At 73.4% G+C, this 25,940-nt stretch carries 24 protein-coding genes and 2 pseudogenes; 13 read left to right on the plus strand and 13 right to left on the minus strand.

What is annotated here, in order from left to right; all coding sequences use genetic code 11:
* Positions 1 to 108: 108 nt before the first annotated feature.
* Both TR50_RS36785 and TR50_RS36790 read right to left on the minus strand, forming a co-directional pair.
* Positions 109 to 1,350 (minus strand): sensor histidine kinase, encoded by a 1,242-nt coding sequence (locus TR50_RS36785; RefSeq protein ID WP_052441763.1) that lies wholly within the window; start codon positions 1,348 to 1,350, stop codon positions 109 to 111.
* The gene (locus tag TR50_RS36790) at positions 1,347 to 1,982 is read right to left on the minus strand and encodes a response regulator (protein WP_042432765.1); all 636 of its coding nucleotides are present in this window, start codon (positions 1,980 to 1,982) and stop codon (positions 1,347 to 1,349) included. The genes TR50_RS36785 and TR50_RS36790 overlap by 4 nt, the downstream gene beginning before the upstream one ends.
* Positions 1,983 to 2,415: 433 nt before the next feature.
* Between TR50_RS36790 and TR50_RS36795 the strand changes: the two genes are divergently transcribed.
* Positions 2,416 to 3,426 carry a glycoside hydrolase family 18 protein gene (locus TR50_RS36795; RefSeq protein WP_152648839.1) on the plus strand — a complete coding sequence of 337 codons (1,011 nt, stop codon included), beginning with the start codon at positions 2,416 to 2,418 and terminating at the stop codon, positions 3,424 to 3,426.
* Positions 3,427 to 3,489: 63 nt separating this feature from the next.
* Complete coding sequence (locus TR50_RS36800; RefSeq protein WP_042432812.1) at positions 3,490 to 4,455, plus strand: DUF1152 domain-containing protein; 966 nt, start codon at positions 3,490 to 3,492, stop codon at positions 4,453 to 4,455.
* A gap of 123 nt (positions 4,456 to 4,578) precedes the next feature.
* Here TR50_RS36800 and TR50_RS36805 read toward each other — a convergent pair whose 3' ends face one another.
* From TR50_RS36805 to TR50_RS36815, 3 genes are all read right to left on the minus strand, one after another.
* Positions 4,579 to 5,562, minus strand: a complete 984-nt coding sequence (locus TR50_RS36805; protein WP_152648840.1) for an alpha/beta fold hydrolase — start codon at positions 5,560 to 5,562, stop codon at positions 4,579 to 4,581.
* Positions 5,563 to 5,674: 112 nt separating this feature from the next.
* Complete coding sequence (locus tag TR50_RS36810; protein ID WP_042432769.1) at positions 5,675 to 6,157, minus strand: type II toxin-antitoxin system PemK/MazF family toxin; 483 nt, start codon at positions 6,155 to 6,157, stop codon at positions 5,675 to 5,677.
* Between the two features lie 50 nt (positions 6,158 to 6,207).
* Complete coding sequence (locus tag TR50_RS36815; RefSeq protein ID WP_042432771.1) at positions 6,208 to 6,768, minus strand: YceI family protein; 561 nt, start codon at positions 6,766 to 6,768, stop codon at positions 6,208 to 6,210.
* An 87-nt stretch (positions 6,769 to 6,855) separates the two neighbouring features.
* Between TR50_RS36815 and TR50_RS36820 the strand changes: the two genes are divergently transcribed.
* The 4 genes from TR50_RS36820 to TR50_RS36835 all read left to right on the plus strand — a co-directional run bounded on the left by TR50_RS36820 (position 6,856) and on the right by TR50_RS36835 (position 10,925).
* Entirely contained in the window at positions 6,856 to 7,395 is a 540-nt protein-coding gene (locus TR50_RS36820) for a MarR family winged helix-turn-helix transcriptional regulator (protein ID WP_084701629.1), read from the plus strand.
* An 80-nt stretch (positions 7,396 to 7,475) separates the two neighbouring features.
* A complete protein-coding gene (locus TR50_RS36825) occupies positions 7,476 to 9,122 on the plus strand; it encodes a CYTH and CHAD domain-containing protein (RefSeq protein ID WP_052441764.1) in 1,647 nt (548 codons plus the stop codon).
* Between the two features lie 134 nt (positions 9,123 to 9,256).
* Positions 9,257 to 9,460: a hypothetical protein gene (locus TR50_RS36830; protein WP_042432774.1), complete on the plus strand. Its 204-nt coding sequence runs from the start codon at positions 9,257 to 9,259 to the stop codon at positions 9,458 to 9,460.
* Positions 9,461 to 9,617: 157 nt separating this feature from the next.
* Positions 9,618 to 10,925, plus strand: coding sequence for an extracellular catalytic domain type 1 short-chain-length polyhydroxyalkanoate depolymerase (locus TR50_RS36835; RefSeq protein ID WP_042432777.1), 1,308 nt, complete (start codon positions 9,618 to 9,620; stop codon positions 10,923 to 10,925).
* Here the strand turns inward: TR50_RS36835 and TR50_RS36840 are convergent.
* Positions 10,897 to 11,607, minus strand: a complete 711-nt coding sequence (locus TR50_RS36840; protein WP_042432780.1) for a pentapeptide repeat-containing protein — start codon at positions 11,605 to 11,607, stop codon at positions 10,897 to 10,899. The two genes, TR50_RS36835 and TR50_RS36840, sit on opposite strands and share 29 nt — an antisense overlap.
* A 70-nt stretch (positions 11,608 to 11,677) precedes the next feature.
* Positions 11,678 to 13,330 (minus strand): purple acid phosphatase family protein, encoded by a 1,653-nt coding sequence (locus tag TR50_RS36845; RefSeq protein WP_236654747.1) that lies wholly within the window; start codon positions 13,328 to 13,330, stop codon positions 11,678 to 11,680.
* A 555-nt stretch (positions 13,331 to 13,885) separates the two neighbouring features.
* Here TR50_RS36845 and TR50_RS36850 point away from each other — a divergent pair.
* Complete coding sequence (locus TR50_RS36850) at positions 13,886 to 14,845, plus strand: pseudouridine synthase (protein ID WP_042432783.1); 960 nt, start codon at positions 13,886 to 13,888, stop codon at positions 14,843 to 14,845.
* Here TR50_RS36850 and TR50_RS36855 read toward each other — a convergent pair.
* Positions 14,775 to 15,923 (minus strand): annotated as a pseudogene (locus TR50_RS36855) (GMC oxidoreductase). The gene TR50_RS36850 and the pseudogene TR50_RS36855 sit on opposite strands and share 71 nt — an antisense overlap.
* 8 nt (positions 15,924 to 15,931) lie before the next feature.
* Positions 15,932 to 16,090: pseudogene (locus tag TR50_RS50475) on the minus strand (acetyl-CoA C-acetyltransferase); the annotation flags it as partial.
* Positions 16,091 to 16,167: 77 nt separating this feature from the next.
* Here TR50_RS50475 and TR50_RS36860 point away from each other — a divergent pair.
* Genes TR50_RS36860 through TR50_RS36870 form a run of 3 tightly spaced genes read left to right on the plus strand, consistent with a single transcriptional unit; the run spans position 16,168 to position 18,012 of the window.
* Positions 16,168 to 16,608 (plus strand): SDR family oxidoreductase, encoded by a 441-nt coding sequence (locus tag TR50_RS36860; protein WP_042432786.1) that lies wholly within the window; start codon positions 16,168 to 16,170, stop codon positions 16,606 to 16,608.
* A gap of 4 nt (positions 16,609 to 16,612) precedes the next feature.
* Positions 16,613 to 17,515, plus strand: coding sequence for a MaoC/PaaZ C-terminal domain-containing protein (locus TR50_RS36865; RefSeq protein WP_042432789.1), 903 nt, complete (start codon positions 16,613 to 16,615; stop codon positions 17,513 to 17,515).
* A 35-nt stretch (positions 17,516 to 17,550) separates the two neighbouring features.
* A complete protein-coding gene (locus tag TR50_RS36870) occupies positions 17,551 to 18,012 on the plus strand; it encodes an SCP2 sterol-binding domain-containing protein (RefSeq protein WP_042432792.1) in 462 nt (153 codons plus the stop codon).
* A gap of 18 nt (positions 18,013 to 18,030) precedes the next feature.
* Here TR50_RS36870 and TR50_RS36875 read toward each other — a convergent pair whose 3' ends face one another.
* Entirely contained in the window at positions 18,031 to 19,863 is a 1,833-nt protein-coding gene (locus tag TR50_RS36875; RefSeq protein WP_052441766.1) for a class I adenylate-forming enzyme family protein, read from the minus strand.
* Between the two features lie 122 nt (positions 19,864 to 19,985).
* Here TR50_RS36875 and TR50_RS36880 point away from each other — a divergent pair, with 122 nt between their 5' ends.
* Positions 19,986 to 21,233 carry an MFS transporter gene (locus TR50_RS36880; RefSeq protein ID WP_042432796.1) on the plus strand — a complete coding sequence of 416 codons (1,248 nt, stop codon included), beginning with the start codon at positions 19,986 to 19,988 and terminating at the stop codon, positions 21,231 to 21,233.
* 85 nt (positions 21,234 to 21,318) lie between these two features.
* Positions 21,319 to 22,038 (plus strand): aminoacyl-tRNA hydrolase, encoded by a 720-nt coding sequence (locus TR50_RS36885; RefSeq protein ID WP_042432831.1) that lies wholly within the window; start codon positions 21,319 to 21,321, stop codon positions 22,036 to 22,038.
* A 29-nt stretch (positions 22,039 to 22,067) separates the two neighbouring features.
* On the opposite strand, the gene TR50_RS36890 is transcribed toward TR50_RS36885, so the two are convergent.
* Together TR50_RS36890 and TR50_RS49920 are read right to left on the minus strand one after the other, a co-directional pair.
* Entirely contained in the window at positions 22,068 to 22,493 is a 426-nt protein-coding gene (locus TR50_RS36890; RefSeq protein WP_042432800.1) for a VOC family protein, read from the minus strand.
* Positions 22,490 to 23,401: an AraC family transcriptional regulator gene (locus tag TR50_RS49920; RefSeq protein ID WP_269084833.1), complete on the minus strand. Its 912-nt coding sequence runs from the start codon at positions 23,399 to 23,401 to the stop codon at positions 22,490 to 22,492. Before TR50_RS49920 ends, TR50_RS36890 begins: the two co-directional genes overlap by 4 nt.
* Positions 23,402 to 23,496: 95 nt before the next feature.
* Between TR50_RS49920 and TR50_RS36900 the strand changes: the two genes are divergently transcribed.
* Positions 23,497 to 24,669: an alpha-hydroxy-acid oxidizing protein gene (locus TR50_RS36900; RefSeq protein ID WP_042432802.1), complete on the plus strand. Its 1,173-nt coding sequence runs from the start codon at positions 23,497 to 23,499 to the stop codon at positions 24,667 to 24,669.
* Between the two features lie 263 nt (positions 24,670 to 24,932).
* Here TR50_RS36900 and TR50_RS36905 read toward each other — a convergent pair whose 3' ends face one another.
* A complete protein-coding gene (locus TR50_RS36905) occupies positions 24,933 to 25,826 on the minus strand; it encodes a DUF1254 domain-containing protein (protein ID WP_042432837.1) in 894 nt (297 codons plus the stop codon).
* Positions 25,827 to 25,940: the final 114 nt, after the last annotated feature.

Consider the following 25,940-nt stretch of genomic DNA (forward strand, 5'->3'; position numbering starts at 1 on the left):
AGCTGCGCGAGCAACCACCGGCGCGCGGATGGCCCTGCGCGTGCCGGTCACCAGCTGCGTGGGTGGCTTGTCGCGCAGTTCCTCGCGCCCCTGGCGGAGGGGGTGGCGCTACCGCGCCGCCGCGGTCAGCGGGAGGCTGAGGCGGATCTTGAAGCCGCCGTCCGCGGTGGGACCGGCGGCGAGCGTGCCGCCGAGCAGCGCCGCGCGCTCCCGCAGGCCGACGATGCCGTGGCCGCCGCCGGGCAGTTGGAGCTGCCCGTCCTGCGCCGTCGGCGCGGCCGGCGGCGCAGCGTTGGTGACCGCGACGCGGAGCGAATCGTCGCGCAGTTCCACCCGGACGGTGGTCGGCGCGCCCGGCGCGTGCTTGCGCGCGTTGGTGAGCGCCTCCTGCACCGTGCGGTACGCGGCGCGCTCGATCGGTTCCGGCAGCAGCGGCAGGGCGTCCTCGCCGTAGCCCGCGATCTCCAGAGACGCGTCCGCCTCCGACTCCGCGACCAGGCGCGGCAGGTCCGCGAGCCGGGGCTGCGGGGCGAGCTCGGTGGGGCCCGCCCCGGCCGCGCGGAGGACGAGGATCATGCTGCGCAGCTCCTCGAGCGTGGCGACGGCGAGGCCGCGCAGCGTCCCGGCGACCTCGCGGACGCCCGCGTCCTTCGCGGTGACCTGGAGCGCGCCCGCCTGAACGGCTATCAGCCCGGCCTGGTGGGAGACGACGTCGTGCATCTCGCGGGCGATCCGCGCGCGCTCGCGCGCGATCACCGTCTGCGCGTGCAGCTCCCGCTCGTGGTCGCGCAGCGTGGCCAGCTCGACGATGCGGGCCTGGAGCGCCTCGCGCGTCTGCAGCAGCAGGGCGAGGGCCGCGGGGCCGATCGAGAGCATGACGGCGTAGATGACCCGCTGGATGTGGTCGCTCGCGGACTCGCTCAGCTCCTTGCTGATCGGCCACGGCAGGTAGAGGCCGACGCCGACCACCGCCGCCGCGAACCATGCCTGCCAGGCGACGCGCCGCGAGCGGGCGACGGTGTAGAGAGCGACCATCGAGGCGACCAGCGCCGTTCCCGCGTACAGGCCGGGCAGCGTGCCGACCAGCACCAGCCGTGGGAAGCGGCGGCGGAACAGCAGGACGGCGCAGGAGACCATGGAGGCCCAGAAGGTCCAGTCCTTGGTGCCCGGGTAGTTCAGCCCGGCGTCCAGGAACGCCGCGGCCGTCAGGACGAGGGTGACGGCGGCGTTGCGGACGCGCTGCGGCAGGCGGGCGACGCGCATCCTGATCCAGCGGCAGATCCGGCCGGTCCGTCTGCCGAACTCCTTGCCGATCCGCCGACCGATGCTCCGCCCCGGCCAGGCCCTCACAGCTCGCTCTCCTCCAGCAGCCCGGCGCGTTCGGCCAGCACCGCGGCCTGGATGCGGTTGGTGACGCCGAGCTTGGTCAGCACCGCGCTGACGTAGTCCTTCACCGTGGCCGCGCCGAGGTGCATGCGGGCGCCGATCTCGACGTTGGACAGGCCGCGGCCGAGGAAGGCGAGCACCTGCCGCTCGCGCTCGGTGAGGGTGTCGACGGCCGCGGCGGCGGGGTGGCCGCCCAGGCGGCGGTTCTGGCCGAGGCGGCGCAGGACGGGCGTGGACAGGCAGCCGGCGCCGGTGGAGACGGCCCGGACGGAGCGGGCGAGCACGTCCGGCTCGGTGTCCTTGAGCAGGAAGCCGCTGGCCCCCAGGCGCAGCGCCTGGTCGAGGTACTCGTCGGTGTCGAAGGTGGTGAGCATGGCGACGTAGGGGGCGTCGGCCAGTTCGCGGATGCGGCGGAGCAGGGTGAGCCCGTCGACGTCGGGCATGCGGATGTCGAGCAGGACGACGTCGGGTCGCAGGCGGCGCACCTCGGCGACGGCCTCGACGCCGGAACAGGTGCCGACCACGTCGATGTCCGGCGCGTTGCCGAGGATCATGGCGAGACCCGACCGGATCAGCGCCTCATCGTCGACGATCATGGCTCGGATCGGATCGCTCGCTTGCGTTGGAACCACGCGCCTGTTTCCTACCTGTGTGTTCCGGCATGCGCCACAGCCACAGCGCACCTCGCGCGACGGTACCTCAGGGCACAACCTTATGAAAATCGAACCCCCGATCGGAGGTCAGCCAACCGCCTCCTGGGGGTGCCGACCCCGGTTCGAGTACAACCATGATGGCCGGACCGCACGGCAACGTGCCTGGTGGCGGGCACTACGGGGGGGTGCCCGTTCACCGGAGGCCCCGGCGGCGGACGCCACGGAAGCGAAATCTCCGGATTCTCCCCTCCTGCGCCTTCTGCGCCTTCTGTGCCTTCTGCGTCATCCGCAGACTCCCCTCGGTCCGGGAACCGTCAGCGATCTTCCGATCATCCCTGTCCCAGAGGCGCGGTGGAACCGGCGAGGGGGCGGCCGTATGCGGTGGTGGGGATGGCTCGCGCGGCGCACCACGGTGCCGGTGCTCGCGGTGGCCGTGGCGCTGCTGCCGTTCGGGCAGCTCTGGGCGGCGGGCGCCGGGCAGGAGGCGGACGTCCGCACGCAGGGGCGCGACGCGGTCTGGCTCGGGCACGCCTGGGTGGACGGCCGCCACACCGACGCCGACGCGGCGGCGCTGCTGCGCAGCCTGGGCGGCGCGGGCGCCGGCCACGGCGTGCGCGACCTGTACGTCCACGTCGGCCCGACACGGGAGGACGGCACGCTGGACCCCGCGCTCGCGCCGCGCGCCGCCTGGGTCATCGCCACCTTCCACCGGCTCGCGCCCGGCGTCCGGGTGCAGGCCTGGCTCGGCGACGTCGTCGCCTCGGAGGGCCCGCACGGCCTCGACCTGTCCCGCCCCGCGACGCGGACGAACCTGGTCGCCGCCGCGTCGTCGCTGCTGGCGCTCGGCTTCGACGGGATCAACCTCGACGTCGAACCGGTCCACTCCGGCGACGCCGGCTACCTGGCCCTGCTCGACCGGCTGCACGCGCTCACCCGAGCCCAGGGCCGCGTCCTGTCCGTCGCGGTCCCGCAGACCGATCCGCTGCCGCCGCTGCGCGTCCTCGCCGGAGCACTGGCGGGGCATCCGAAGTGGTGGTCGAGCGACTACCTGGCGGCCGTGGGCCGCCGCGTCGACCAGGTCGACGTGATGGCCTACGACAGCGGCATGCCGGTGCCCTCGCTCTTCTCCGGCTACCTCGCCGAGCAGACCACCCTCGCCCTCGACGCCGTCCCGCCCTCCGTCGACGTGCTGATCGGCCTGCCGGCCTACCGCGAGAACAACCTCGGCCACCACGCCGACGCCGAGACCGTCCCGGCCGCCCTCCACGGCATCCGGGCCGGCCTGGAGGCCTCACCCCTGCACGGCCGGCCGTTCGGCGTCGCCCTCTACGCCGACTTCTCGGCCTCGGAGGCCGACTGGACCGCGTACCGGGAGGGCTGGGGCTGACGGCAAGACCCGCCGCGGAGAAAATCCCCCGCGGCGGCTGTGCCGTCCGGCTACCGTCGTCCGGTGCCCTCCCTGCTCGAACCACCGCTGCTGACACGCCTTCGTGAGGCCGGCCGCATCCTCGTCGCCGGCGCGGGCGGCGGTTTCGACATCTACGCCGGACTCCCGCTCGCCCTGGCGCTGCGCGCCGAGGGCAAGGAGGTCCACCTCGCCAACCTGTCCTTCGCCGATCTCCACGGCCTCGGCCTGGACGTCTGGCTGGACCAGGGCGTCGCCGCGATCCGTCCCGAGACCGAGGCCCGCGGGGACTACTTCCCCGAGCGCAGCCTCGCCCGCTGGCTGCGCCTGCACGGCGAGCCCGACACCGTCTGGGCCCTCGACCGCGCCGGCGTGCAGCCGCTGCGCGAGGCCTACCGCGCCTTGATCGCGCATCTGGGCGGCGTCGACGCGATCGTCCTGGTCGACGGCGGAACGGACATCCTGATGCGCGGCGACGAGAACGGGCTCGGCACGCCCGAGGAGGACATGGCCAGCCTGGGCGCGGTGGCCGGTCTCGACGAGGTCGCGCAACGCCTGGTGGTCTGCCTCGGCTTCGGCGTCGACGCCTACCACGGCGTCAACCACACCCTGGTCCTGGAGAACCTCGCGGCACTGGCCCGCGACGGCGCGTACCTCGGTGCGTTCTCCGTCCCCCAGGAGACCCGCGCCGGGGCCTGCTACCTCGACGCCGTCGCGCACGCGCAGGCCGAGACGCCCAGCCATCCCAGCATCGTCAACGGCTCGATCGCGGCGGCCCTGCGGGGGAGCTTCGGCGACGCCCAGTTCACCGACCGCACCCGCCACAGCGAGCTCTTCGTCAACCCGCTGATGACGCTCTACTTCGCCGTCGACGCCGTCGGCCTGGCCCGCCGCAACCTCTATCTGCCACTGCTGGAGCGGACGGTGTTGCTCCGTCAGATCAGCACGGTGATCGCGGAGTTCCGCGACTCGCTTCCGGCGCTGCGTCCCCCGCGGGCCTTCCCGCACTGAGGACACTGTCCAGCCGCAGCACTATGCCTTCCTGGTCCCCGACGCGGTCTTCGACGGCGCGAGATCACGCGGCCGTACCAGCGCTAGCTCCGCGCCCGCGCCCCCGCAGGCGAGGCGGCGAGATCAGTCCAGCCCGGCGAGGAACCCGAGCAGCGCCTCGTTGACCTCCTCCGGGCGCTCCTGCTGGGTCCAGTGGCCGCAGCCCGGGAGGGTGAGGGTCGGCGCGAGGGTCGGGTGGGTCCGCGGGAGGGCCTCGATCAGGGCGTCCATGCCGGGGAAGCTGCCGACCAGGTCGCGGTCGCCGTAGACGTACAGGCCGGGGACGCGGAGCGGCAGGCCGTCCCAGGCGGCCGAGAGCTCCCAGTTCCGGTCGAGGTTGCGGTACCAGTTCAGCCCGCCGGTGAAGCCGTTCTTCGCGTACTCCGAGGCGAACACCGCGATGTCCTCCTCCGTCACCCACCACGGGATCCGCTTCGTGTCGTCGAGGGCGCCGAGGAAGCTGCCGTCGGCCTGCACGAGCGGCTGGGGCGGCCGGGGGTCGTTGCGGGGGTTGTCGCCGCTCGCGCCGTAGAGGAAGGCGCGGAAGGTGCGCTCCGGGTCCGCGGCGAACTCGGCGTCGGCGATGCCGGGCCGGTTGAAGTAGTTCCAGTAGAAGCGCCCCTGGAACAGTGCGTCCATGACCGCCAGCGGCGGCGTGTCGCCCTGACGCGGCGCCGGCGGCGCGACGCTGAGGCCGACGACGCCGCGCACGAGGTCGGGGCGGAGCAGCGCCGTCAGCCAGGCGACGGGCGCGCCCCAGTCGTGGCCGACCACGGCGAAGCGCGGCGCGCCGAGCGCCCGCGTGAGGGAGACGACGTCGCCGACCATGTGCGGCAGCGCGTAGGCGTCGACGGATCCGGGCGCGTCGCTGCGGCCGTAGCCGCGCTGGTCGGGGGCGACGGCGCGGTAGCCGGCCGCGGCCAACGCCGGGAGCTGGTGACGCCAGGAGTACCAGCACTCGGGGAAGCCGTGCAGCAGCACGACCAGCGGTGCGTCGGGATCCCCCGCCGCCGCGTAGTGCAGCGTGATGCCGTTGACCCGGACGTCGTGGTGCTCGATCGCGTGCAAGGCCCGCCCCCACGTTGTTCTGACTCCGTCAACCCGCTCCACCTTAGGCGGATTGACGGAGCATGAGAACAGCACGGGGCGAACAGCCGACGGGGAGCGGCGGAGCGACGGATCAGACCTGCCAGCCGTACAGGTGCATCAGCTTGGCGGCGACGAGCGTGAAACGGTCGAGGTCGAGGGAGGAGGCCTCGCGGCGCATGCCGCCGGGGTGGACGCGGAAGACCCGCTCGAGGTTGACCCAGGAGTCGCGGGCCTCGCGGTCCCAGGGACCCTGGCCGAGCGCGACCCACTCGGCGACGTCGTCCCCGGTGCTGCGATCGTGGCGCTTGCTGGTGAGCTCGACCGCCAGCACCGTCCCGGCGTGCTCACGGGCGACGATCAGCACCGGGCGGTCCTTGCCGCGCCCGTCGCGCTCCTCGAAGGGCACCCAGGTCCAGACGATCTCGCCCGGGTCCGGGTCGCCGTCGTGCTTGGGCGCGTAGCTCATGTGCACGATGCGCAGGCCGCGCGGCTCCACCTCGATCGTCGCGGTGGAGCCGTAGCGGCCGGGATTCTCTTCGTGCTCGTGGTGATGAGTGTCAGTCAGACCGATCATCCGCACAGGCTATCGCCGAGCGGAACCGCCGGTTCGGCGGGAGGGCGGGCTCAGACGTTCTGGTTCTTGACCAGCGAGATCTCGAACTCGAGCACGATCTTGTCGCTGACCAGGACACCGCCGGTCTCCAGCGCGGCGTTCCAGGTGATGCCGTAGTCCTTGCGGCTGATCGCGTGCTGGCCCTCGAAGCCCAGGCGCTGGTTGCCGAACGGGTCCGTGGCCGCGCCCTCGAAGGAGAACGGGACGGTGACCTTCTGGGTGACGCCGCGCACGGTCAGGTCACCGGTGAGCTCCAGCGTCTCGCCGTCGAAGGCGGCCTCGGTGGAGCGGAAGGTGATCGTCGGGTGGTTCTCGACGTCGAGGAAGTCGTTGGTGCGCAGGTGGCCGTCACGGTCGGCGTTGCGGGTGTCGATGCTGTCGACCTTGATGGTCAGCTCGACGGACGACTCCTGGGGCTTCTCCGCGTCGACCGAGACCGCGCCGTCGAAGCTGTTGAAGGAGCCGCGGACCTTGGTGACCATCGCATGACGGGCGACGAAGCCGATGCGGCTGTGAGCCGGGTCGATGGTGTAGCTGCCGTTCAGCGCGGGGGTGATGGTGGTGGTGCTCATGATGACCTCTCCCAAGTGGTTGATCCGTCATCTACAGAGTGCACCCGACCTGGATGACATGTCAACCAAAGAGGTAGGATTTCTTTCATGACCAGCACCTCCAGCACTCCCCACGCCGTGTCCTCCCCCGCCTCCGCGTCCGCCGCGTCCGCCGAGCCCCGCTGGCTCACCCCGGTGGAACAGCACCTGTGGCGCACCTTCCTGCGCATGCGCCAGCAGCTGGACGCGCAGCTCGCCCGGCAGATACAGGCCGAGTCCGACATCTCCATCGCCGACTTCTCCGTCCTGGTGGTCCTCACCGACGTGCCCGACGGCCGGGTCCGCGTGCTGGAGCTGGCGCGCAACCTCCAGTGGGAGAAGAGCCGCCTCTCGCACCACCTCGCCCGGATGGTCAAGCGCGGCCTGATCGACCGCGCCGAGTGCACCGAGGACGGCCGCGGCTCCTTCGTCGTCATCACCGACGCGGGCCGCCGGGCCATCGAGGCCGCGGCGCCGCGCCATGTCGAGCTGGTCCGCACGCTCTTCTTCGACCCGCTGAGCGAGGAGCAGGTCACCCAGTTGACCCACATCTCCGAGCGGATTCTCGGCGCGATGGAGGGTTGCCCGGAGGCCCTTCCGGAAAGCTGAACAGGAAGCCTCACGGCGGACGGACGGGACACGCGTGACCGGTGCCTCGACCGGGAAGATCCTGGAAGGGAGCGCGGACGATGGCCCAGAAGTCGACAGCACACAAGGCGCGCAGGACGAAGCCACCACGGCCTGCGGAGCCGACCGGCCACGTCGAGCGCGAGCGCAAGTACGAGGGCGACGCGGCAGCGGCCCTCCCGTTCCTCACCGACGCCCCGCTCCCGTTCGGGAAGGCCGCGGGGAAAGCCGGACCCGTCACCGCCGTCGCCGCCGACTCCGAGAGCCTGCGGGCCGTCTACTACGACACACCCGACCAACGCCTGCTGGCGCGGCGGATCACCCTGCGCCGCCGGACGGGCGGCCACGACGCGGGCTGGCACCTCAAGCTCCCGGCCGCCGACGGCGCCCGCCTGGAGCTGCACCTGCCGCTCGACGCGTCGACGTCCACGACCGATCCGGACGCGCCGCAGGAGGTCCCCACGGAGTTCCTCGTCCGGGTCCGCGCCTACGTCCGCGACGGCCGCCTCGCGCCCGTCGCGCGGCTCGCCACCGAGCGCCGGCGCACCCTGCTGACGGACGGGGCCGACCGCGTCCTGGTCGAGCTGGCCGACGACTCGGTCACCGCGCAGTCCCTGGACCCCGGCGGCGCCGTACGGCACGCGGAGAGCTGGCACGAGGTCGAGGCCGAGCTCGTCGAGGGCGACGTGCCGCTGCTGGACGCCGTGGAGCGGCGGCTGCTGGAGGCGGGCCTGCGCCGCAGCGCCAGCGCGTCCAAGCTCGCCCGCGCCCTCGGGGCGACGCCCCCCGTGCCGTCCGCGGCGGAGCAGCCCGCGCCCTCCGTGAAGTCCGCACAGCCGGCGCAGCCCGCGCCCGGCAGCATCGGCGCGCTGCTCACGGCGCTGCTGCGGCAGCAGGTCGGACAGTTGCTCGCGCAGGACGCCGAGGTTCGGCGCGACGCGCCCGACGCCGTCCATCAGATGCGCATCAGCGCCCGCCGCCTGCGCAGCACCCTGCGCGTGCACGAGCGCCTGCTGCGGCTCGACGAGGTGGCCGGGCTGGAGGACGAGCTGCGCTGGCTCGGGCACGCGCTGGGCACCGCGCGCGACCGCGAGGTGCTGGGCGAGCGGCTGCTGCGGGACCTGGACACGCTGCACCGCACCGAGCACCCGGGACCCATGCGCCGCCGGCTGCGGACCTGGTCCCGTCAGGGCTACCGCACGGCCTGGCGGCAGACCATGCGCGAGCTGGAGGGCCGCCGGTACTTCGCCCTGCTCGACGCCCTCGACGCGCTCGCCGCCCGCCCGCCGCTGCGCGGGCGTGCGGACCGTCCCGCCGCCACGGAGGTGCGTCGGCTGCTCACCCGCGAGCAGCACCGCACCTGCCACCGCGTCGCCTCGGCGCTGGCCCTCGCCCCCGGCACCACGGAGCGGGACGAGGCCATGCACGCGGCCCGCCGCGCCGCCAAGCGCGCCCGGTACGCGGGCGAGGGGGCGGCCCAGCCGCGCTTCGCCAAGGTCATGAAGGCCCTGCAGACGGTGCTCGGCGAGCGCCAGGACGCCTTCATGGCCGCGCAGGCCCTGCCGGGCCTGGCGGAGGCCGCCCACCGGGCGGGCGAACCGGGCTTCGGCTACGGCATCCTCTACGCCCGCCAGCGCGAGGCGATCACCGCGGCCGAGGCGGAGGTCCCCGCCCGTCAGGCGGCGGCGGGTGCCGTCCGGGTGAAGTGACGGGGACCGACCTGACATGCGCCGCACCATCCGTGGAACGGCTGGTGAACTACGGCGGGAACAGCGCTTTCCTGCCCTAGTGTCGGCTCACAGGCGGCGCACAAGCTGCGCCACGTAGAGACACGGAGCCTCCCATGCTGGTGGATTCCTTCTCCTTCACCCACGAAGAGACCGCTGCTTCCGTCGACTCCCAGGCGCAGCTGCTGGTCGAGGCCGGCTGGCAGCTGCCGCGCCCCCGGCGGCAGGCCGCCAAGCCGTGCACCGGTCCGCACAGCTGCGGGCGGGTGCACGAGGAGGACGAGCTGATGTTCGACGACACGGAGCGGACGGGCTACTGAGCCCCGACGCCTCCGCGTCGTCTCCGCAGTCGTCTGCACTCGTCTGCGTGGCGGCCCGCCATCGGGCGGGCGCGGTTGTGGTGTACACACACATGTCGGCGGGGTTCGCTCCGCTTCTAGGTTCCGGGTGGCCACAACCCCACCCCAGGAGCCAGACATGTCCGCTCTGACGTCCACTCCGACGTCCGCCCTGCGCAGACACAGAGCCCTGCTCGCGGCCCTCAGCGCCGCCGCGCTCGCCGTCGTCGGCCTGATCGCCCTGCCCGGCGCGGCGACCGCGAACTCCGGCTCGCTCACGCAGGTCGGCTCGTTCGGCAGCAACCCCGGCAACCTCGCCATGTACGAGTACGCCCCGTCGGGTCTGGCGAGCGGCGCCCCGCTCGTCGTCGCCCTCCACGGCTGCACCCAGACGGCGACGGACTACTACAACGACTCCGGCTGGGCGCAGCTCGCCGACACCTACGGCTTCGCCGTCGTCTTCCCGCAGACGAACAGCAGCAACAACGCGCTGTCCTGCTTCTCCTGGTTCGACTCGACCAAGGACACCCGCGGCAACGGCGAGGCCGCGTCGGTCAAGGCGATGGTGGACCACGCCGTCGGCCAGTACCACTCCGACACCAGGCGGGTCTTCGTCACCGGCCTCTCCGCGGGCGCGGGCATGACCGCGGACCTGCTCGCCGACTACCCCGACGTCTTCGCCGGCGGCTCCATCGACTCCGGCCTGCCCGCCCAGTGCGCCACTAGCGAGAGCGCCGCCTCCGGCTGCCAGCAGAACAACCAGAACCTCACCCCCGCCCAGTGGGGCGACAAGGTCCGCGGCTCCGACTCCGGCTGGACCGGCCCGTGGCCGCGCGTCGCGATCTGGCAGGGCACGGCGGACTACACCGTCTACCCCGTCAACGCGACCGAGCTGCGCGACCAGTGGACGAACGTCTGGGGCGTCTCGCAGACGGCCTCCAGCACGCAGTCGCTGACCGGCGGCACCACGGAGAGCGTCTACGACGACGCGAACGGCAATCCGGCCGTGGAGCTCTACAGCATCTCCGGCATGGGCCACGGCCTCGCGGTCGACCCCGGCTCGGGCAGCACCCAGTGCGGGCAGACGGGAGCGTACTTCCTCTCGTACATCTGCTCGTCCTACTACACCGCGCAGTTCTGGGGCATCACGGGCCCGAGCGCGTCGCCGTCCGCCTCGGCGTCCGCCTCGGCATCGCCCTCGTCCTCGCCGTCCGCGTCACCGTCGGGGTCGCCGACGGCCACGCCCACCGCCACCTACCCGCCCAGCTGCTACGCGGGCTCCAACTACGCCCAGGTGACGGCCGGGCGCGCCCACGACGTGGGCGGCATCGCCTACGCCGACGGGTCCAACGCCAGCTTGGGCCTGGACAACGTCTTCTACACCCACACCCTGGAGGAGACCGCGCCCGGCTACTACGTCATCGCCGACTCCGGCTGCCCCGCCTGACCGCGCCCTTGAGGGGCTCCCCGGCCTCCCGCACGGTCACCCCGAGCGCCGCGGCGAGCGCCGGGGCCAGCTCCAGCAACTGCGTCGGCGTGACGGCGGCCCCACGCAGCGAGTCGACGCCGTCGGCCAGTTCGAGCGCCACCGCCTCGCGCAGGTCCACCTCCGTCAGCTTCGCCTGATGGAGGTGGACCTGCTCCAGCCGGGAGCCCGGGAACGAGCACTCCGTCAAGGCGGCGCCCGAAAGATCCACCTCCCGCAGGACGCAGTCGTGGAACACCACCTCGTGCAGCTTGGCCCCGCGCAGGTTCACCGAATCGAACTTGCAGCCGTGGAACACCACGCGGCGCAGGCCCGCCCCGTGGATCTCCAGGCCCGCGAAGACCCCGCCGCCGGCCTCCACGTCCAGCCAGCTGCTCTCCGCGAGGTCGCAGCCGACCATCCGCACGCCCTGCAACCACACGTCGTTGAGCCGCGCACGCCGCATGCGCACGTCCTCGAACGAGGCGCCGGACAGCGCCGCCTCGACGAAGCTCGCCTCCTCGACGCGCTCGTCCGCGAAGTCGACTCCGTCGATGTGCACGGTGTCGAACGTGCCCGCGCGCAGACTTCCGCCCGCGAAGCGGCGCAGGTGGGCAGCGAACGGCAGCTCGTCGAGCTCGCGGGGTGCAGGTACCTGGGACATGCTTGCAGGCTAGCTCTGCGGACTGACAGAAGCGGCACTGGCCAGGGGCGCGGTCCCCGCGCCCCTGCCCTCAGCCGTCGCTGCGCTTGCGGTACAGGACGAAGCTCTCCAGCGGGGTGATGGACCCGTCCGGCTGGCCCACGTTGTAGTAGGTGACGTGCATGCGGGTCGTGTCACCCGCATGGCGGCCCGGGTCGACGGTGAAGGCCGCGAAGCCGTAGGCGTGCTCCGCGTCGCGGAACGCCGACCAGGGGGTCTCCTCGAAGACGTAGACCGGCGGGCGCTTGCCGTTGGAGCCGACCGGGCCGACGCCGGTGAGGACCTTGGCCTTGTCGGGGGCGAAGAGCTTGCCGTTGGAGGGCGCGGAGGTGCCGCCGCCGCCGAGGACCATGTGGACGGTGCCGAGCGAGGTGTCGATCGAGTCCGTCGCGTCGGACACGGGGTTCGGCGTGAGGGTCTCGGTGCCGCTGACGACGCCGCGCACCGCGAGCGATCGCTCGTAGTGGTGCTCGTGGCCGCAGACGACGAGGTCGACGCCGTAGCGGTCGAACAGCGGGCCCCAGACCTGACGCAGGCCCAGATCCGCGCCGTTGGCGTCGGCGGAGCTGATCAGCACCTGGTGCATGCAGACGACGATCCAGTCGATGTCGCTGCCGGCGCGGGCGCGCCGCAGGTCCGCCTCCAGCCAGGCGGCCTGCGCGCCGCCGCTGTAGCCGTGGACGTAGTTGTCGCCGCCGTCCTGGTAGGCGACGTCGTCGTTCTGGAGCACGATCACGTGCACGGAGCCAGCCGTGAAGGAGTACCAGAGACCGGCCGTCTCGGGGTCGGTGGAGCCGTTGCGGGGCAGCGCGAAGCGGGCCTGGTAGCCGGAGTAGCCGATGGCGCCGTTGCCGTGCTCGTCCTCGTGGTTGCCCGCGGCCGGCATCCACGCGCGGAAGCGCGCCGAGCGGGAGTTGTTGGCGTGGAAGCCCTTCCAGGTGGCCAGCCGGTCGGCGCTGATGTTGGCGTAGCAGAGGTCGCCGTTGAGGAGGTGGAAGAGCGGGTCCACCTGCTCGACGCCGCCCACGATGTCGGCGGCGGCCGGGGAGCCGATGCCGGCGTCGACGACGTTGAACCCGCCGTTGCCGTCGGGCTGCCAGACGGTGGTGGGGACGGCCTGGTCGCCGAAGCTGGTGAAGGTGAGGGGCCGTCGGCCGCGCGGCGCGGTGCGGAAGGTGCCGGAGTCGGGGCGGGCGCCCCCGTGCATGGCGGCGTAGGTGTAGAAGGTGTCGGGCCGCAGGCCGTCCAGGCGGGCGTGGTGGACGTAGACGGTGCGGTTGCTGACGCCGTCGACGTAGGTGACGGTCTCGGCGGCGACGCTGCGGCCGAAGCCGCCCTCGAATGTGCCGTATTTCACCCGCGGGTCGCGCACCGGGGCCTCGCTGGTCCAACTGACCGTCATCTGCGAGGCCGGATCCTCGCCGAAGGTGAGGTGGAGGCCCTCCACGGGCGGCGCGCCGAGCGTCTCGGGCGCGCCGAGCAGCATCGGGGATCCTCCGGACGGCGCTGCGGCGGTCGCGGCGCGCGCGGCCGGCGCGCCGATCAGGCTCGCGCCGACGGCGAGCGCGCCACCCGCGCCGGCCAGGCGCAGAGCAGTACGGCGGTCAACGGCCGTTGACGTGACGTCAGTCTGTGTTGACGATTCGTCGGCCGGACGGGGCATGGACGGTGTGGCGTCGTTCACCGGGACTCCTGTGGGCGTTGTGGACCGGCAGGACCCGCCCACGTTAGGGGCGGCACGTGCCCGAAGCGAGTACGGCAAAGCGACGCCCCGGTGAACGACGCATGGCGCGCGACGCCGCCGCGAGGCGGCGATAGCGGCTCGGACGCCGGGGGCGCAACCCCCGACACGCCGCGCTGAATGGTGATCTGGAAGGTGGTACGTTGACGTTCCGCCTGACACTCCAAGCGCTTTGCCCCAAGTGTCCAATTCGCTTGATTCGCCTGATATATTCCTCAGCGAGTTGAACGACGACACGGGCGGCCCTCGGGCGACACGGAAGGTCAAGGCCGGTGCCGGACAACGGGGGTGGACCGCCCGCCCCTCGCTGTCCGCGACACCTTCGGTGCCTCGCGATCACCGCGTCGACCCCAGGCCGCCCGATGTTGTCCTCCCCTTCCGGACGCCTCCTCCGCCTCTCTGCGTCTCCTTCCCGTGCATCCCTCCTGCGGACCCCTCCCGCGCCTCACCGGCGCCCCTCGTCGCAACGCGGCTGAGCTGGGACGTTAGGCTGATCCCATGCGACGCAGGCACCACGCGCCGCCCTCGCCGCTCCCGCAGCGGCAGGGCATCGACCCGGTCCGGCTGCGGCTGCCGGTGGAGGGCGCCTGGCCGACCGTCCGCGCCTACCTCGCCGACCGCCTGCCCGCCGTCCCCGCGAGCCACTTCGACGCCATGCTGGCCGCAGGCGAGATCCACGGCGAGGACGGCCCGCTCACGCCCGACACGCCCTACCGTCCCGGCGCCTGGCTCTGGTTCCACCGTGAACTGGCCCCCGAGACACCGGTCCCCTTCGCCCTGGACGTGCTGTACCGCGACGAGCGCCTCCTGGTCGTCGACAAGCCCCACTTCCTGGCCACCACCCCGCGCGGCAGCCACGTCACCGAGACCGCGCTCGCCCGGCTCCGGCACCGGCTCGACCTGCCCGAGCTCAGCCCCGCGCACCGTTTGGACCGGCTGACGGCCGGGCTCGCGCTCTTCGTCGTCCATCCGGCCCACCGCGGGGTCTACCAAGGGCTCTTCGCCGACCGCCTGGTCCACAAGGAGTACCAGGCGATCGCCCCGTACCGGCCGGAGCTCGCCCTCCCGACGACCGTCCGCAGTCATATCGTCAAGGAGCGCGGCATCATCGCCGCCCACGAACTGCCGGACGTGGCACCGAATGCGGAAAGCCGCGTGGAACTGCTGGAGCACACCGGCGGACTCGGCCGGTACCGGCTGCTGCCGGCCACCGGCCGAACCCACCAGCTGCGCCTGCACATGAGCGGGCTGGGCATCCCGATCCTGAACGACCCGGTCTACCCGGTGGTGCTGCCCGAGCGCCCCCCGGACGACTTCTCCGATCCGCTGCAACTCCTCGCCTCGGTGCTGGCGTTCACCGATCCCGTCACCGGCGGGAAGCTGCGCTTCACCAGCCGCCGGACCCTTGGGGCGTGGCCTCCCCCGGCCGCTCCGTCCCCTGCGGGCGGTCCAGCCTGAGTTCCCCGAACGCGCCCACGGGGACGGCAGGACGGCGCGGCGCGACGGGCGCGAGCCGCCGGTAGGGCTCGCCCGGGGCCGGGCGGAGGTCCGGATCGCCGTGCTTCGGCCACAGCGACATCGCCCGCTCGGCCTGCGCGGTGATCGTCAGCGACGGATTGACGCCCAGGTTCGCCGAGACGGCCGAGCCGTCCACCACCGGGACGCCCGGATGCCCGTGGAGCCGGTGGTAGGGGTCGATCACGCCGTGCTCCGCATCCGCCCCGATCGGGCAGCCGCCGAGGAAGTGCGCCGTCAGCGGCATGCCCGTCAGCTCGCCGACGTTCGTGCCCGCGAACCCGCCGATCTGCTCGGCGAGATGGCGCGCCGCCTCCCATCCCTGGGGGATGTGCACGGGGTTGGGCACACCGTGCCCCTGCTCGGCCGTCAGCAGGCCCTTTCCGGGCCGACGGCGGCGCAGGAAGGTCGTCAGCGAGTTGTCGTCCCGGCGCCGCCGAAGTACGGATCCCCGGCCTCCGCGCCGGGCGCGGCCGTGCAGCGGCCGTCGGCGTCCTCGCCGTCGCCGAAGAAGACCCCGGCCGGTGTCAGCCGGAAGCTGCGGCGCACGCCCATCCGCTTCGGCCGTCTCCCGCAGGTACTCGTCCGCCTCGGTGACGGTCGGGTTGGTGCGCACCCCGAGCATGCGCTGCGCCTGCTCGTAGCAGGGCGCCAACTCCTGCCGCCAGTCCGTGATCCCCGTCCACTGCCGGTCCTGGGAGAAGGCGGCAGGCGGCACGTAGAGGGTGTTGGCGTAGTTGAGCGAACCGCCGCCGACGCCGGCCCCGGCCAACACCCTGACGTTGCCGAGCAGATGGGTGCGCTGGATGCCGTAGCATCCGAGGACCGGAGCCCAGAGGTAGGCGCGCAGGTCCCAACTGCTGCGCGGCAGCGTCTCGGGGGTGAACCGCCGCCCGGCCTCCAGGACGCAGACCCGGTAAACCTTTTCGGTCAGCCGCAACGCCGAGACCGACCCGCCGAAGCCGGATCCGACGATCACGACGTCGTAGTCGAGCGCGTTCCCGTCGGCGGACTCACTCACCGGCGTGCGCCGCCGAGGCCGAAGCGGTCGACGAGGCCGGCCAGCGCGGCCCCCAGCATCTGCTGGTTGGAGGCCGTCGCGTAGGGGCCGTCGGTCCGCGCGAAGGGGATCCGGTTGCCGCCCAGGACGGCCACGCGGCGCACGCTCGGGGATGCGGGTGACGGCACGGCGACGGCTCCTTGTGCGGGGGGCGGCGAAGTACTTACTCTCTAGTAAACTTACTCACCCGTAAGGAGAAATCACGATGCCGGACCGCTCCCTCTCGTGGACCGCGAGCGGCCCGGGACGGCTGGTGGCCGCACGCCTGGGCCTCCCCCGGCCCGAGCCGCTGAGGTGCCGTCAGGACGGCGGCCCGGACGCTCCCGGCCCCGTCCTGGTGGGCGCGACGGAGGGCGGCCGACTCGCCAAGACCGTCCGCGCGCTGCTCGCCGACTGGGCCGTCGCCGCGCCGGACGCGACAACCCCGGCCGACGCGGCGGACGCCGCGGGCGCCCTCGCCGCCCTCGTCCTCGACGCGACCGGCATCACGGGTAGCGAGCGCCTGCGCGAGCTATACGCGTTCCTCCATCCCCGCGTCCGCTCGCTCGCCCCCTGCGGCCGCGTCGTCCTCCTCGGCACCCCGCCGGAGCTCGCCGCCGACTCCGGGGAGGCCGCCGCGCAGCGCCAGGCCCTGCTGGGGGCGTGACCCGGTGCCCGAGAACGACACCCCCGCCGGAGCCGTCCCGGCCCGCGAACTGATCGCCCTGCCCGACCTGCTGGGCCTCTACGCGCGCGCCGTCGTGCCCAAGCCGCGCCGCCACGCGCCGCCCGCCGGGGAGGCGGCCGTCTCCCTGCGCGCGGTCCGCGTCGATCCGGGGCGGCTGCGCCGCTACCGGGAGGTCTGCGGCCACACGGACGCCGAGGCCGACCGGCTGCCCGTCGCCTACCCGCACCTGACGGCCTTTCCACTGAGCATGGCGCTGATGACCGCACGCCAGTTCCCGCTGCCCGTGCTCGGACTGGTCCATCTGGCCAACCGGATCGAGCAGGTGCGCCCGATCGCGCCGGACGCCTCGCTGGACCACCTGGTCCGGGCCACCGCCCCGCGCCGCCACAGCAAGGGCCGGGTCTTCGAGATCGTGGCCGAGGCCCGGCCGACGGGCGTCGGCGAACCGGTCTGGCGCTCCGTCAGCACCTACCTCCACCGCGGTCCCGGCGACGGCCCGGCCGCGCGCAGCGTGGACGAGGACCTGCCGCAGGCCCCGCGGCTCGACGAGGAGTGGGACCTCCCCGGCGACCTCGGCCGCCGCTACGGCGCGGTCTCGGGGGACCGCAACCCGATCCACCTGCACCCGTTGACCGCGCGCCTGTTCGGCTTCCCGCGGGCCATCGCCCACGGCATGTGGAGCAAGGCGCGGGCCCTGGCCGCACTGGAGCGGCACGCGGCGCTGCCCGACGCGCTCACCGTCGGCGTCGACTTCCGCCGCCGCGTGCTGCTGCCCGGCACCGCGCGCTTCACCGCCGCCCGCGTCGGCGGGGACGGCTGGGCCTTCCACCTCACCGACCCGGGCGGCGGACACCGCCACCTGCTCGGCCGCCTGAACCCGAACTGAACTCCCCACCCACCCCAGCCCAGGAGCCCGCCAGCATGACCGACACCGCCGACTTCGCCGACCTCGACTTCGCCTCCGTCACCCCGGAGGAGTTCGCCCGCATCGTCAAGAGCCTCTCCGCCAAGGAGATGAAGGAGATCGTGCGGGACGCCGAACTGCGCCTGCGCATCCTGCGCGAGGTCTTCGCCCGGATGGGGAGCCGGTTCCGCCCCGAGAACGCGGGCCAGACCTCGGCCGTGATCCGCTGGAAGGTCGGCGGCGACGGCGACTGCGTCTTCGAGACGGCCGTCGAGCGGGGCGTCTGCACCGTCACCGAGGGCCGCAGCGAGGCGACCCCCAAGGTGACGCTGGTGCTGGGCGACACCGAGTTCCTGAACCTGGTCTCGGGCAACGCCAACCCGATCACGCTGTTCTTCTCCCGCAGGCTCAAGGTCGTCGGCGACCTGACCCTGGCGGCCCGGCTGACGCACTACTTCGACATCCCGAAGGCGTCGTGACCGCTCCCGGGGCCGTGGTCAGTCCGCCCGTCCCCGGCGGGCGCGCAGGGCGCGGAGCTCGGTCTTGAGGATCTTCCCCGCCGCCGAGACCGGCAGCGCCGGGAGGAAGTGGAGCTCGCGCACGCGCTGGTAGGGCGCGACGCGGGCGGACACGAAGTCGAGCAGTTCGGCGCCGGACGCCTGCGCGCCCGGCCGCAGGACCACGTAGGCGACGGGCACCTCGCCCGCGTCCGGGTGCGGCGCGCCGACGACGGCGACCTGCGCGACCGCCGGATGCGCGGCCAGGACCTCCTCCAGTTGCGTCGGGTAGACGTTGTAACCCTTGTAGATGAGCATGTCCTTGGCCCGGCCGGAGAGGAACAGCCGCCCGTCCTCGTCGAGTCGGCCGATGTCGCCGGTGGCGAGCCAACCGTCCACCCACTGCTCGGCGGTGAGCTCCGGGCGGCCCAGGTACCCGTCGGCGACCTGCGGCCCACGCGCGAACACCAGGCCGGTCTCCCCGGCCGGCAGCGGCTTCGTCGGGTCGGCGAGGTCGCGGATCTCCAGCTCCGTGTCGAACAGCGGCACGCCGACGCAGCCGGGCGGCGCCGGGTGCTCGCGGTCCGGGACGACGAAGGTGAGGGCCATTGTCGCCTCCGTCAGCCCGTACCCCTCGGCGACGGCCGCGTTGGGGTAGGCGGCGGCCATGCGCGCGATCGTCGGCGAGTCGAGCGGCGCGGCGCCGGAGTTGACGATCCGGACGGCACGCAGGTCGTAGCCCCGGGTGCCGGACCCGGTGCTGTCGCTGTCGGCGTCGGTGTCGGTGTCGGTGTCGGCAGTGTCCGTTTCGGCAGTGTCGGGGCCGATGTCGGCGGCAGCGGCGTCGATCGCGGCGAGCAAGGCGTGGTGCATGGCCGGCGAGCCCGTCATGCCGCTCGCCCCGTGCCGGACCATCTGGGCGAGGAACTCGCGCGGGTCGAACCGCCCGTGGGCGACGACGGTGATCCCGCCCAGCAGCGCGATGCTGTGGCTGACCAGCCCCATCGCGTGGAACAGCGGCACGACGTTGACGGCGGTGTCCTCGCCGGGCCTGCCCGTCCAGGGCGTGACCGCCTCCTCGATCCGGCGCAGCGTCACCAGCCCGTCGGCGTCGTACTCCGGCAGCACCGCGCTGCGTGCGCACAGGCCCTGCAGCACGTTGGCCCACAGGTGCCGGTCGAGCACCCGGACGGCCTTGGACCGGCCGGTCGTGCCGCCGGTGAAGGCGAGATGCGCGAGGTCGTCCGGGGAGCGCGGAGTCGCGGGCGCGCGCTCGGCGGCGAGGAGGTCCGCGAGCGGAACGGCCCGGTCGTCATGACCGCCCGCTCCCGAGACCGGGGCCGGGGCCGGCGCCGGGCCCTGGGTCGAGGTCGGGGCCGGGGCGGTGGCGGTCGGTGGCACGACGACGGCGAGCAGCGCGGGATCGGCGTCGAGCAGCGGGCGCAGTGCCGGCAGGCAGGCCGGGTGGGTGATCAGGGCCTTCGCGCCGACCTCCGCCAGTGCGGCGGCGAGGGACTCGGTCGGCTGGGTGGGGTTGATCGCGGACACGGTCGCCCCGGCGAGCAGCGTGCCGTGGTAGCCGACGGGGAACCAGAGGCTGTTGGGTTGCACGAGCGCGACGACGTCGCCGGGGCCGATCCCCCGCTCCCGCAGCCCCTGCGCGCAGCGCAGCGCCTGGTCGTGGAGGGTGTCGAAGCCGAGCCGCTCCTCGCCGTCGAGCAGCGCGTCCCGCGCGCCGTAGGCGCGGGCGGCGGAGGCGAGGAGGGTGTGCAGTCCGGTGCGGGGGTAACTGAGCGTGCGGGGCAGGCCGGCAGGCCAGAGAGCACGGTTCAACCCACGTCTCCCTTCGGGCGGTTGTTCGCGAGGCTAGGCGCGCCGGGACGGTCTGACAATGCAACCGACACGGCAACCGCCACGGGCTAGATAGATGTATAGGACACGTATATAGTTGGAGCATGCAACAGGATGCCGAGGCGCACGGCAGCGCCAGTCCCTTCCAGCAGCCGAAGGCCGTCTTCGCCGTCGCCTTCGCCTGCGTCGTCTCCTTCATGGGCATCGGGCTGGTCGACCCGATCCTCCCGGCCATCTCCAGCCAACTGCACGCCAGCCCCAGCCAGGTGACCCTGCTCTTCACCAGCTACCTGGTGGTCACCGCCGTGGCGATGCTGGTCACCGGCTGGGTCTCCAGCCGCATCGGCGCCAAGAAGACGCTGATCGTCGGGCTGGCGATCATCGTCGTCTTCGCCGCGCTCGCCGGCTCGTCCCACAGCATCGGCCAGATCGTCGGCTTCCGGGCCGGCTGGGGCGTCGGCAACGCCCTGTTCATCGCGACCTCGCTCGCGGTGATCATCGCCAGCGCCAGCGGCGGCTTCGTCGGGGCGATCATCCTCTACGAGACCGCCCTCGGCCTCGGCATCGCCGTCGGCCCGCTGCTCGGCGGCCTGCTCGGCCAGGTCAGCTGGCGCGGCCCGTTCTACGGCGTCGCCGTGCTGATGGCGATAGCCCTGCTCGCCACCGTCACGCTGGTCCGGCCGCTGCCGCTGCCCGAGCGGCGCACCGGCCTGCTCGAACCGCTCAAGGCCCTGCGCCACCGCGGCCTGCTGACCATCTCGCTGGCCGCGCTCTGCTACAACTGGGCGTTCTTCACCGTCCTCGGCTACGCGCCGTTCCCGATGCACCTCGGCGCGGTCCAGCTCGGCTGGGTCTTCACCGGCTGGGGCGTCCTCGTCGCGGTCTTCGCCGTCTTCGGCGCGCCGTGGGTGGAACGCCGCCTGGGCACCGCGAGGACCCTCTACGCGAACCTGGCCCTCTTCGCGGTCATCGTCCTCGCCATCGGCATCTGGACCGACCACCCGGCCGTCCTGATCGTCGCCGTGATCGCGGCGGGCATCCCGATCGGCATCAACAACACCGTCACCACCCAGGCGGTCATGAGCGTCTCCCCGGTCGAGCGGCCGATCGCCTCCGCGGCGTACGGCTTCGTCCGCTTCATCGGCGGCGGCCTCGCGCCCTACGCGGCGGGCAAGCTCGTCGAGCACTACAACGTGCACGTGCCGTTCTACCTGGGCGCGGGCGTCCTGGTCGTCGGCATCGCGATCCTCTCGACCGCCCACGGCCTGCTCGACCGCGCCACGGCGGGCGAGCTGGAGGGCGAGTCCGACGGTGACTTCGGCCTCCAGCACCCGGCCGAGGTCGACGCGTAACGGGGCTCGCCGGACCGGCGGTTCGCCGGTCACCGATACTGGACCGGTGACCAGCGAACCCTCCCAGCCCTCGTCCGCGCAGCCCCTGTCCACGCAGGCCCCGTCCACGCCGACGCCCTTCGCCGACCGCGCGGACGACCGCGACAGCGCACCGCAGTACGTGCTGCCGCTGGTCGTCCGCATCGAGAAGGCCGACCCTCCCGGCCACACCGACGCGCTGGAGACCGCCGCACGGGCCGTGCTGGGCTTCCTCAGCGACGAGCGGGTGACCGCCGAGGACGGCGAGTGGGCGGCGGCCGTCGCCGCCTGGGAGGACGCCCGGATCCGCAAGGTCGTCCGCAGGGCGCGCGGCGCGGAGTGGCGCAAGGCGTCCGAGCTGCCGGGCCGGACGACGACCGGCAAGACCGCCGAGGTGCGCGTCTTCCCGCCGATCCCGTTGGACGGCTGGCCCAAGGAGCTCGCCAAGCTCCAGGTCTCCGGCACCGAGCTGACCGACGACGCCCCGCCCGCTCCGGCGGACCCGGACACCCCGGTCCTGTGGCTCAATCCCGAGCTGGAGATGTCCACGGGCAAGTCCATGGCCCAGGTCGGCCACGCGGCACAGCTGGCCTGGTGGGCGCTGGACGCCTCGGCGCGGGCGGCGTGGAGGGCCGACGGCTTCCCGCTGGCCGTCCGTCCGGCCACCCCCTCGACGTGGGCGTCGCTGACGACCTCGGGCCTCCCGCTCGTCCGCGACGCGGGCTTCACCGAGATCGCCCCGGGCTCCTGCACCGTCGTCGCCGACCATCCGGCGCTTCGCGCCTGACGGCGGGAGGCGGCACCGCCTCGGGGGTGCTACCGCGGCTCGCCGGGGTACGTGCCGAAGGACCAGCGGTTGCCCTCCGGGTCGCGGGCGGCGAAGTCGCGGGAGCCGTAGTCCGTCTCGTGCAACTCGCTGGTGATCTCGGCGCCCGCCGTCTTCGCGCGGGCGTGGACGGCGTCGGGGGCGGCGGTGACCACGTACGCGCCGAAGGAGCCGGGGCGCAGCGGCCAGAGGTCGACCGCGTCGGACTCCCGCGCGGAGCCCAGCATGATGCCGCCGCCCTCGGGCCAGGACAGCTGGGCGTGGTGGACCATGTCGCCCTCGGCGTAGACGACGGTCTCCTCGAAGCCGAACGCGTCCACCAGGAAGCGGATCAGCGCGCGGGCGTCCTTGGCCCGCAGCGTGGGCCAGACCTGCGGCGCGGGCGGGGCCTTCTGGACAGCGGGTTCGGTACTCATCGCAAACGCTCCTCGTTCGTCGGCTGCTGCCTCGACTGCTGCCTCAACCCTCCGCCCGGCGGGTGGTGACCGGCTTGGATGTTTCGGAACTCCTCCGCGAGCCAGGCGCTCGGCGCGCAACCGGCGAGGGCGCTGAACTCGCGGTCCAGGTGGGACTGGTCGGCGTAGCCGTGGTCCGCCGCGAGGCCCGCGAGGTCCGGAGCGGCCGGGCGCTGCGCCAGCCGTCGCCGCGCGAGGTCGAAGCGGATGACGCGGGCCGCCGCCTTCGGCGTCAGACCGATCTCGGCCAGGAAGCGGTTGCGCAGATGGCGCTCGCTCCAGCCGACCTCCTCCGCCACCGCCGCGACCCGCAGCCGCCCGCCGGAGGCCCGCAGCAGACGCCACGCCTCACCGACCTCCGTCGGCAGGCCGGTGTCCGCTGCTCCCCGGAGCCGGCCCAGCAGCCAGGCGTCCAGGACGGCGAACCGGCCCGGCCAGTCGGCCGCCTCCCGAAGTCTCTCCTGCGCGTACCGCGCGTCCGCGCCGAGGACGTCCTCCGCGTGGACGTCGATCCCGGCCAGGCCGCCCGCCGGCAGGCCCAGCAGAGCGCGTGCCCCGAGCGGGCCGAGGGCCACCTGGACGCCGGACTGCCGCCCCGGGACCTCGATGAGCGCCGGGGCGGTGTGCAGGCCGCCGAGGAGGACGACGTAGTCGCCCGGAGGCTCGCCCAGATCAGGATGGGCGGCGATGCTGAGCGGCTCGTCGAGGGTGAGGATCAGCGTCAGGTAGGGCGACGGCAGCCCCCGATGGCGTCCCGGCTCGACGCCGCGCTGGCGGTAGCCGGAGTACCAGGCCACCAACCCGCGCAGCGGCGGCGCCGGAACGCCCCGCACGGCCTCGTCGAGCATCGGGGTGGAGACGACGTCCACGCTCACATTCTCCCGTCCTTGCCCGGGCCCGTCACTCGGGGGAGGCTGTCCGCGGCGAGCACGCCAGACATCCGCATCAGGAGGCGATCGACGCGATGACGCAGCAGTTCGGCGACTACCAGAACGAGATCTATTTCAACGGTCTCTTCGGGCGACTGCCCGCCCTGCCGATGGACTTCGCCGAACTCGTGCGCCGCGCCGAGGCCGCACTGCCACCCTCGGTCTGGTCCTATGTCGCGGGCGGCGCGGGCGACGAGCGCACCCAGGACGCGAACGTGACCGCGTTCCACGGCTGGGGCCTGGTCCCGCGCATGCTGGTCGGGGCGACGCAACGGGACCTGGGCGTGGACCTGTTCGGGCTGCGCCTGCCCACGCCGCTGTTCATGGCGCCGGTCGGCGTGATCGGGCTCTGCGCGCAGGACGGGCACGGCGACGTGGCCACCGCCCGCGCCGCGGCGCGCACGGGCGTGCCGATGGTGGCCTCGACACTGACGGTCGACCCGATGGAGGAGGTCGCCAAGGAGTCCGGCGACACCCCCGGCTTCTTCCAGCTCTACACCCCCACCGACCGCGAGCTCGCCGCGAGCCTGGTGCAGCGGGCCGAGGCGGCCGGCTACGCGGGGATCGTGGTCACCCTGGACACCTGGGTGACCGGCTGGCGTCCGCGCGACCTGTCGACCGGCAACTTCCCGCAGCTGCGCGGCCACTGCCTCGCCAACTACTTCTCCGACCCGGTCTTCCGCTCCCGCCTGGCCAAGACCCCCGAGGAGGACCCGACCAGCGCGGTCCTCACCTGGACCCAGATCTTCGGCAACCCGCTGACCTGGGACGACCTGGAGTGGCTGCGCTCCCTCACCCGGCTGCCGCTGATCCTCAAGGGCATCTCCCACCCCGACGACGCGCGTCGTGCCAGGGACGCGGGCGTCGACGGCCTGTACTGCTCCAACCACGGCGGCCGCCAGGCCAACGGCGGTCTGCCCGCACTTGACTGCCTCCCCGGCGTGGTCGAGGCGGCGGACGGCCTGCCCGTCCTGTTCGACTCCGGTGTCCGCTCCGGCGCGGACGTCGTCAAGGCGCTGGCGCTCGGCGCGACGGCCGTCGGCATCGGCCGCCCCTACGCCTACGGCGCGGCCCTCGGCGGCACGGACGGGATCGTCCACGTGCTGCGGACCCTCCTCGCGGAGACCGACCTCATCATGGCCGTGGACGGCTACCCGACCCTCGCCGACCTGCGCGCCGAGGGCGCGCTGCGGCGGGTCGCCCGGTAGCGGCTCGCGAACGAGGGAATCCTGGACCGCGCAGGCACGTTGAGCCGTTGCGGTGCGCGTCCGTCGTCACGGGGGTGGACGACGGCTGGGACCGCTGGCGCTGACGGCATGTCACCCGCACGTCGTGGGGCCGGACATGTCGTCAGCGCACCGACCCCGGCGCAGCCCAGGCCGAACGTCCGCCGAGGATGTATACCGGAGCCGGAAGTTGACGCAGCGTCATACCAGGTGCGCCGGTGGCACCGACCCGGGGCGGGTGCGCCTCAGAACCAGGCGTAGCCCGGCAGGGTGTGCAGGCCGATCGCCGCGCCGAGGGCGCGGGTGAGGTGGTCCGTGCCGAGTTCCAGGCGGGTGCCGACCAGGACGGAGTCCGGGCGGTGCGCGGCGCGCGCCTGGGCCAGGCGCTCGCGTCCGTCGGCGATCCCGTGCTCGATGGCGAGCTCCGCCCCCGCCGGCAGGTCCCCCGGCTCGAACTCCCCCGGCTTCACGCCGACGCCCACGGCCGCGAGCCGTTCACGCAGCACCGCCTCCATCGGCAGCACCGGGCAGAAACCCAGCAGGAAGTCGAGCACGGCGAAGAACTCGATCGTGTCCAGGCACTCCTCGCGCCACACCGGCCAGGTGGGCTCCGGGGCCGCCGTCGGCGCGCCCCGTCCGAGGTGGTCGCTCAGGGCTCTCAGCCCGAAGCCGCCGCGGAAGGCGGCGAACGCCGCCTCCGTCCCCGCCTCGACGGGCGCGGTCCGGCCGGTCACCCCCACCAGCGTGGTGTCGGCGCGCAGCACCTCCGCGATCCCGTCGGGCACCCGCCCCTGCCAGCCCGGCGCGGCGATCAAGTGGTGCCCCGCCTGACCGGCGGTGGTGCGGGAGCCGACGAAGCCCACGTAGCTGGTGTCGAGGTCGTGCACGGCGAGGACGTAGGCACGCTCGGTCTGCGGCACGGTCAGCACCCACGGCTCCGCGCGCAGGTCCAGCCACGCCCACGCCGAGGGCGGCCCCTCGGGCCCCGCGGGCGCCTTCTCGAACTGGAACGCCCCGAACGGCGCCCCGCCCTCGATGACCTGGTCGTAGAGCACGTGGTAGTTCTGCAACAGGGCGTAGCCCCAGATCCAGCCCTCCGCGGCGGTCCGGCGGATCTCCTCGACGGGCGGGAATGCCATGGCGCCCCTCTCCTCACGGCAGGCCGCGACGGCGTCGGCCCGTCCTCCGAGAGTGCGCCACCGGAAGGCACGACGCCAGCCGAAGGAGACCACAGGAGTTGCCCGCCCCGAGCC

Origin of the sequence: Streptacidiphilus anmyonensis (genome assembly GCF_000787855.1) — a bacterium.
In the GTDB taxonomy this organism is placed as follows: Bacteria; Actinomycetota; Actinomycetes; order Streptomycetales; family Streptomycetaceae; genus Streptacidiphilus; species Streptacidiphilus anmyonensis.

Bases quoted from the DNA above. Each gene is read 5' to 3' on its own strand.
- TR50_RS36850 (WP_042432783.1), top strand. From the start codon at position 13,886: ATGCGACGCAGGCACCACGCGCCGCCCTCGCCGCTCCCGCAGCGGCAG.
- TR50_RS36795 (WP_152648839.1), top strand. From the start codon at position 2,416: ATGCGGTGGTGGGGATGGCTCGCGCGGCGCACCACGGTGCCGGTGCTC.
- TR50_RS36890 (WP_042432800.1), bottom strand. From the start codon at position 22,493: ATGAGTACCGAACCCGCTGTCCAGAAGGCCCCGCCCGCGCCGCAGGTC.
- TR50_RS36790 (WP_042432765.1), bottom strand. From the start codon at position 1,982: ATGATCGTCGACGATGAGGCGCTGATCCGGTCGGGTCTCGCCATGATC.
- TR50_RS36815 (WP_042432771.1), bottom strand. From the start codon at position 6,768: ATGAGCACCACCACCATCACCCCCGCGCTGAACGGCAGCTACACCATC.
- TR50_RS36860 (WP_042432786.1), top strand. From the start codon at position 16,168: ATGCCGGACCGCTCCCTCTCGTGGACCGCGAGCGGCCCGGGACGGCTG.
- TR50_RS36810 (WP_042432769.1), bottom strand. From the start codon at position 6,157: ATGATCGGTCTGACTGACACTCATCACCACGAGCACGAAGAGAATCCC.
- TR50_RS36840 (WP_042432780.1), bottom strand. From the start codon at position 11,607: ATGTCCCAGGTACCTGCACCCCGCGAGCTCGACGAGCTGCCGTTCGCT.
- TR50_RS36880 (WP_042432796.1), top strand. From the start codon at position 19,986: ATGCAACAGGATGCCGAGGCGCACGGCAGCGCCAGTCCCTTCCAGCAG.
- TR50_RS36900 (WP_042432802.1), top strand. From the start codon at position 23,497: ATGACGCAGCAGTTCGGCGACTACCAGAACGAGATCTATTTCAACGGT.
- TR50_RS36820 (WP_084701629.1), top strand. From the start codon at position 6,856: ATGACCAGCACCTCCAGCACTCCCCACGCCGTGTCCTCCCCCGCCTCC.
- TR50_RS36905 (WP_042432837.1), bottom strand. From the start codon at position 25,826: ATGGCATTCCCGCCCGTCGAGGAGATCCGCCGGACCGCCGCGGAGGGC.
- TR50_RS36835 (WP_042432777.1), top strand. From the start codon at position 9,618: ATGTCCGCTCTGACGTCCACTCCGACGTCCGCCCTGCGCAGACACAGA.
- TR50_RS36825 (WP_052441764.1), top strand. From the start codon at position 7,476: ATGGCCCAGAAGTCGACAGCACACAAGGCGCGCAGGACGAAGCCACCA.
- TR50_RS36830 (WP_042432774.1), top strand. From the start codon at position 9,257: ATGCTGGTGGATTCCTTCTCCTTCACCCACGAAGAGACCGCTGCTTCC.
- TR50_RS36870 (WP_042432792.1), top strand. From the start codon at position 17,551: ATGACCGACACCGCCGACTTCGCCGACCTCGACTTCGCCTCCGTCACC.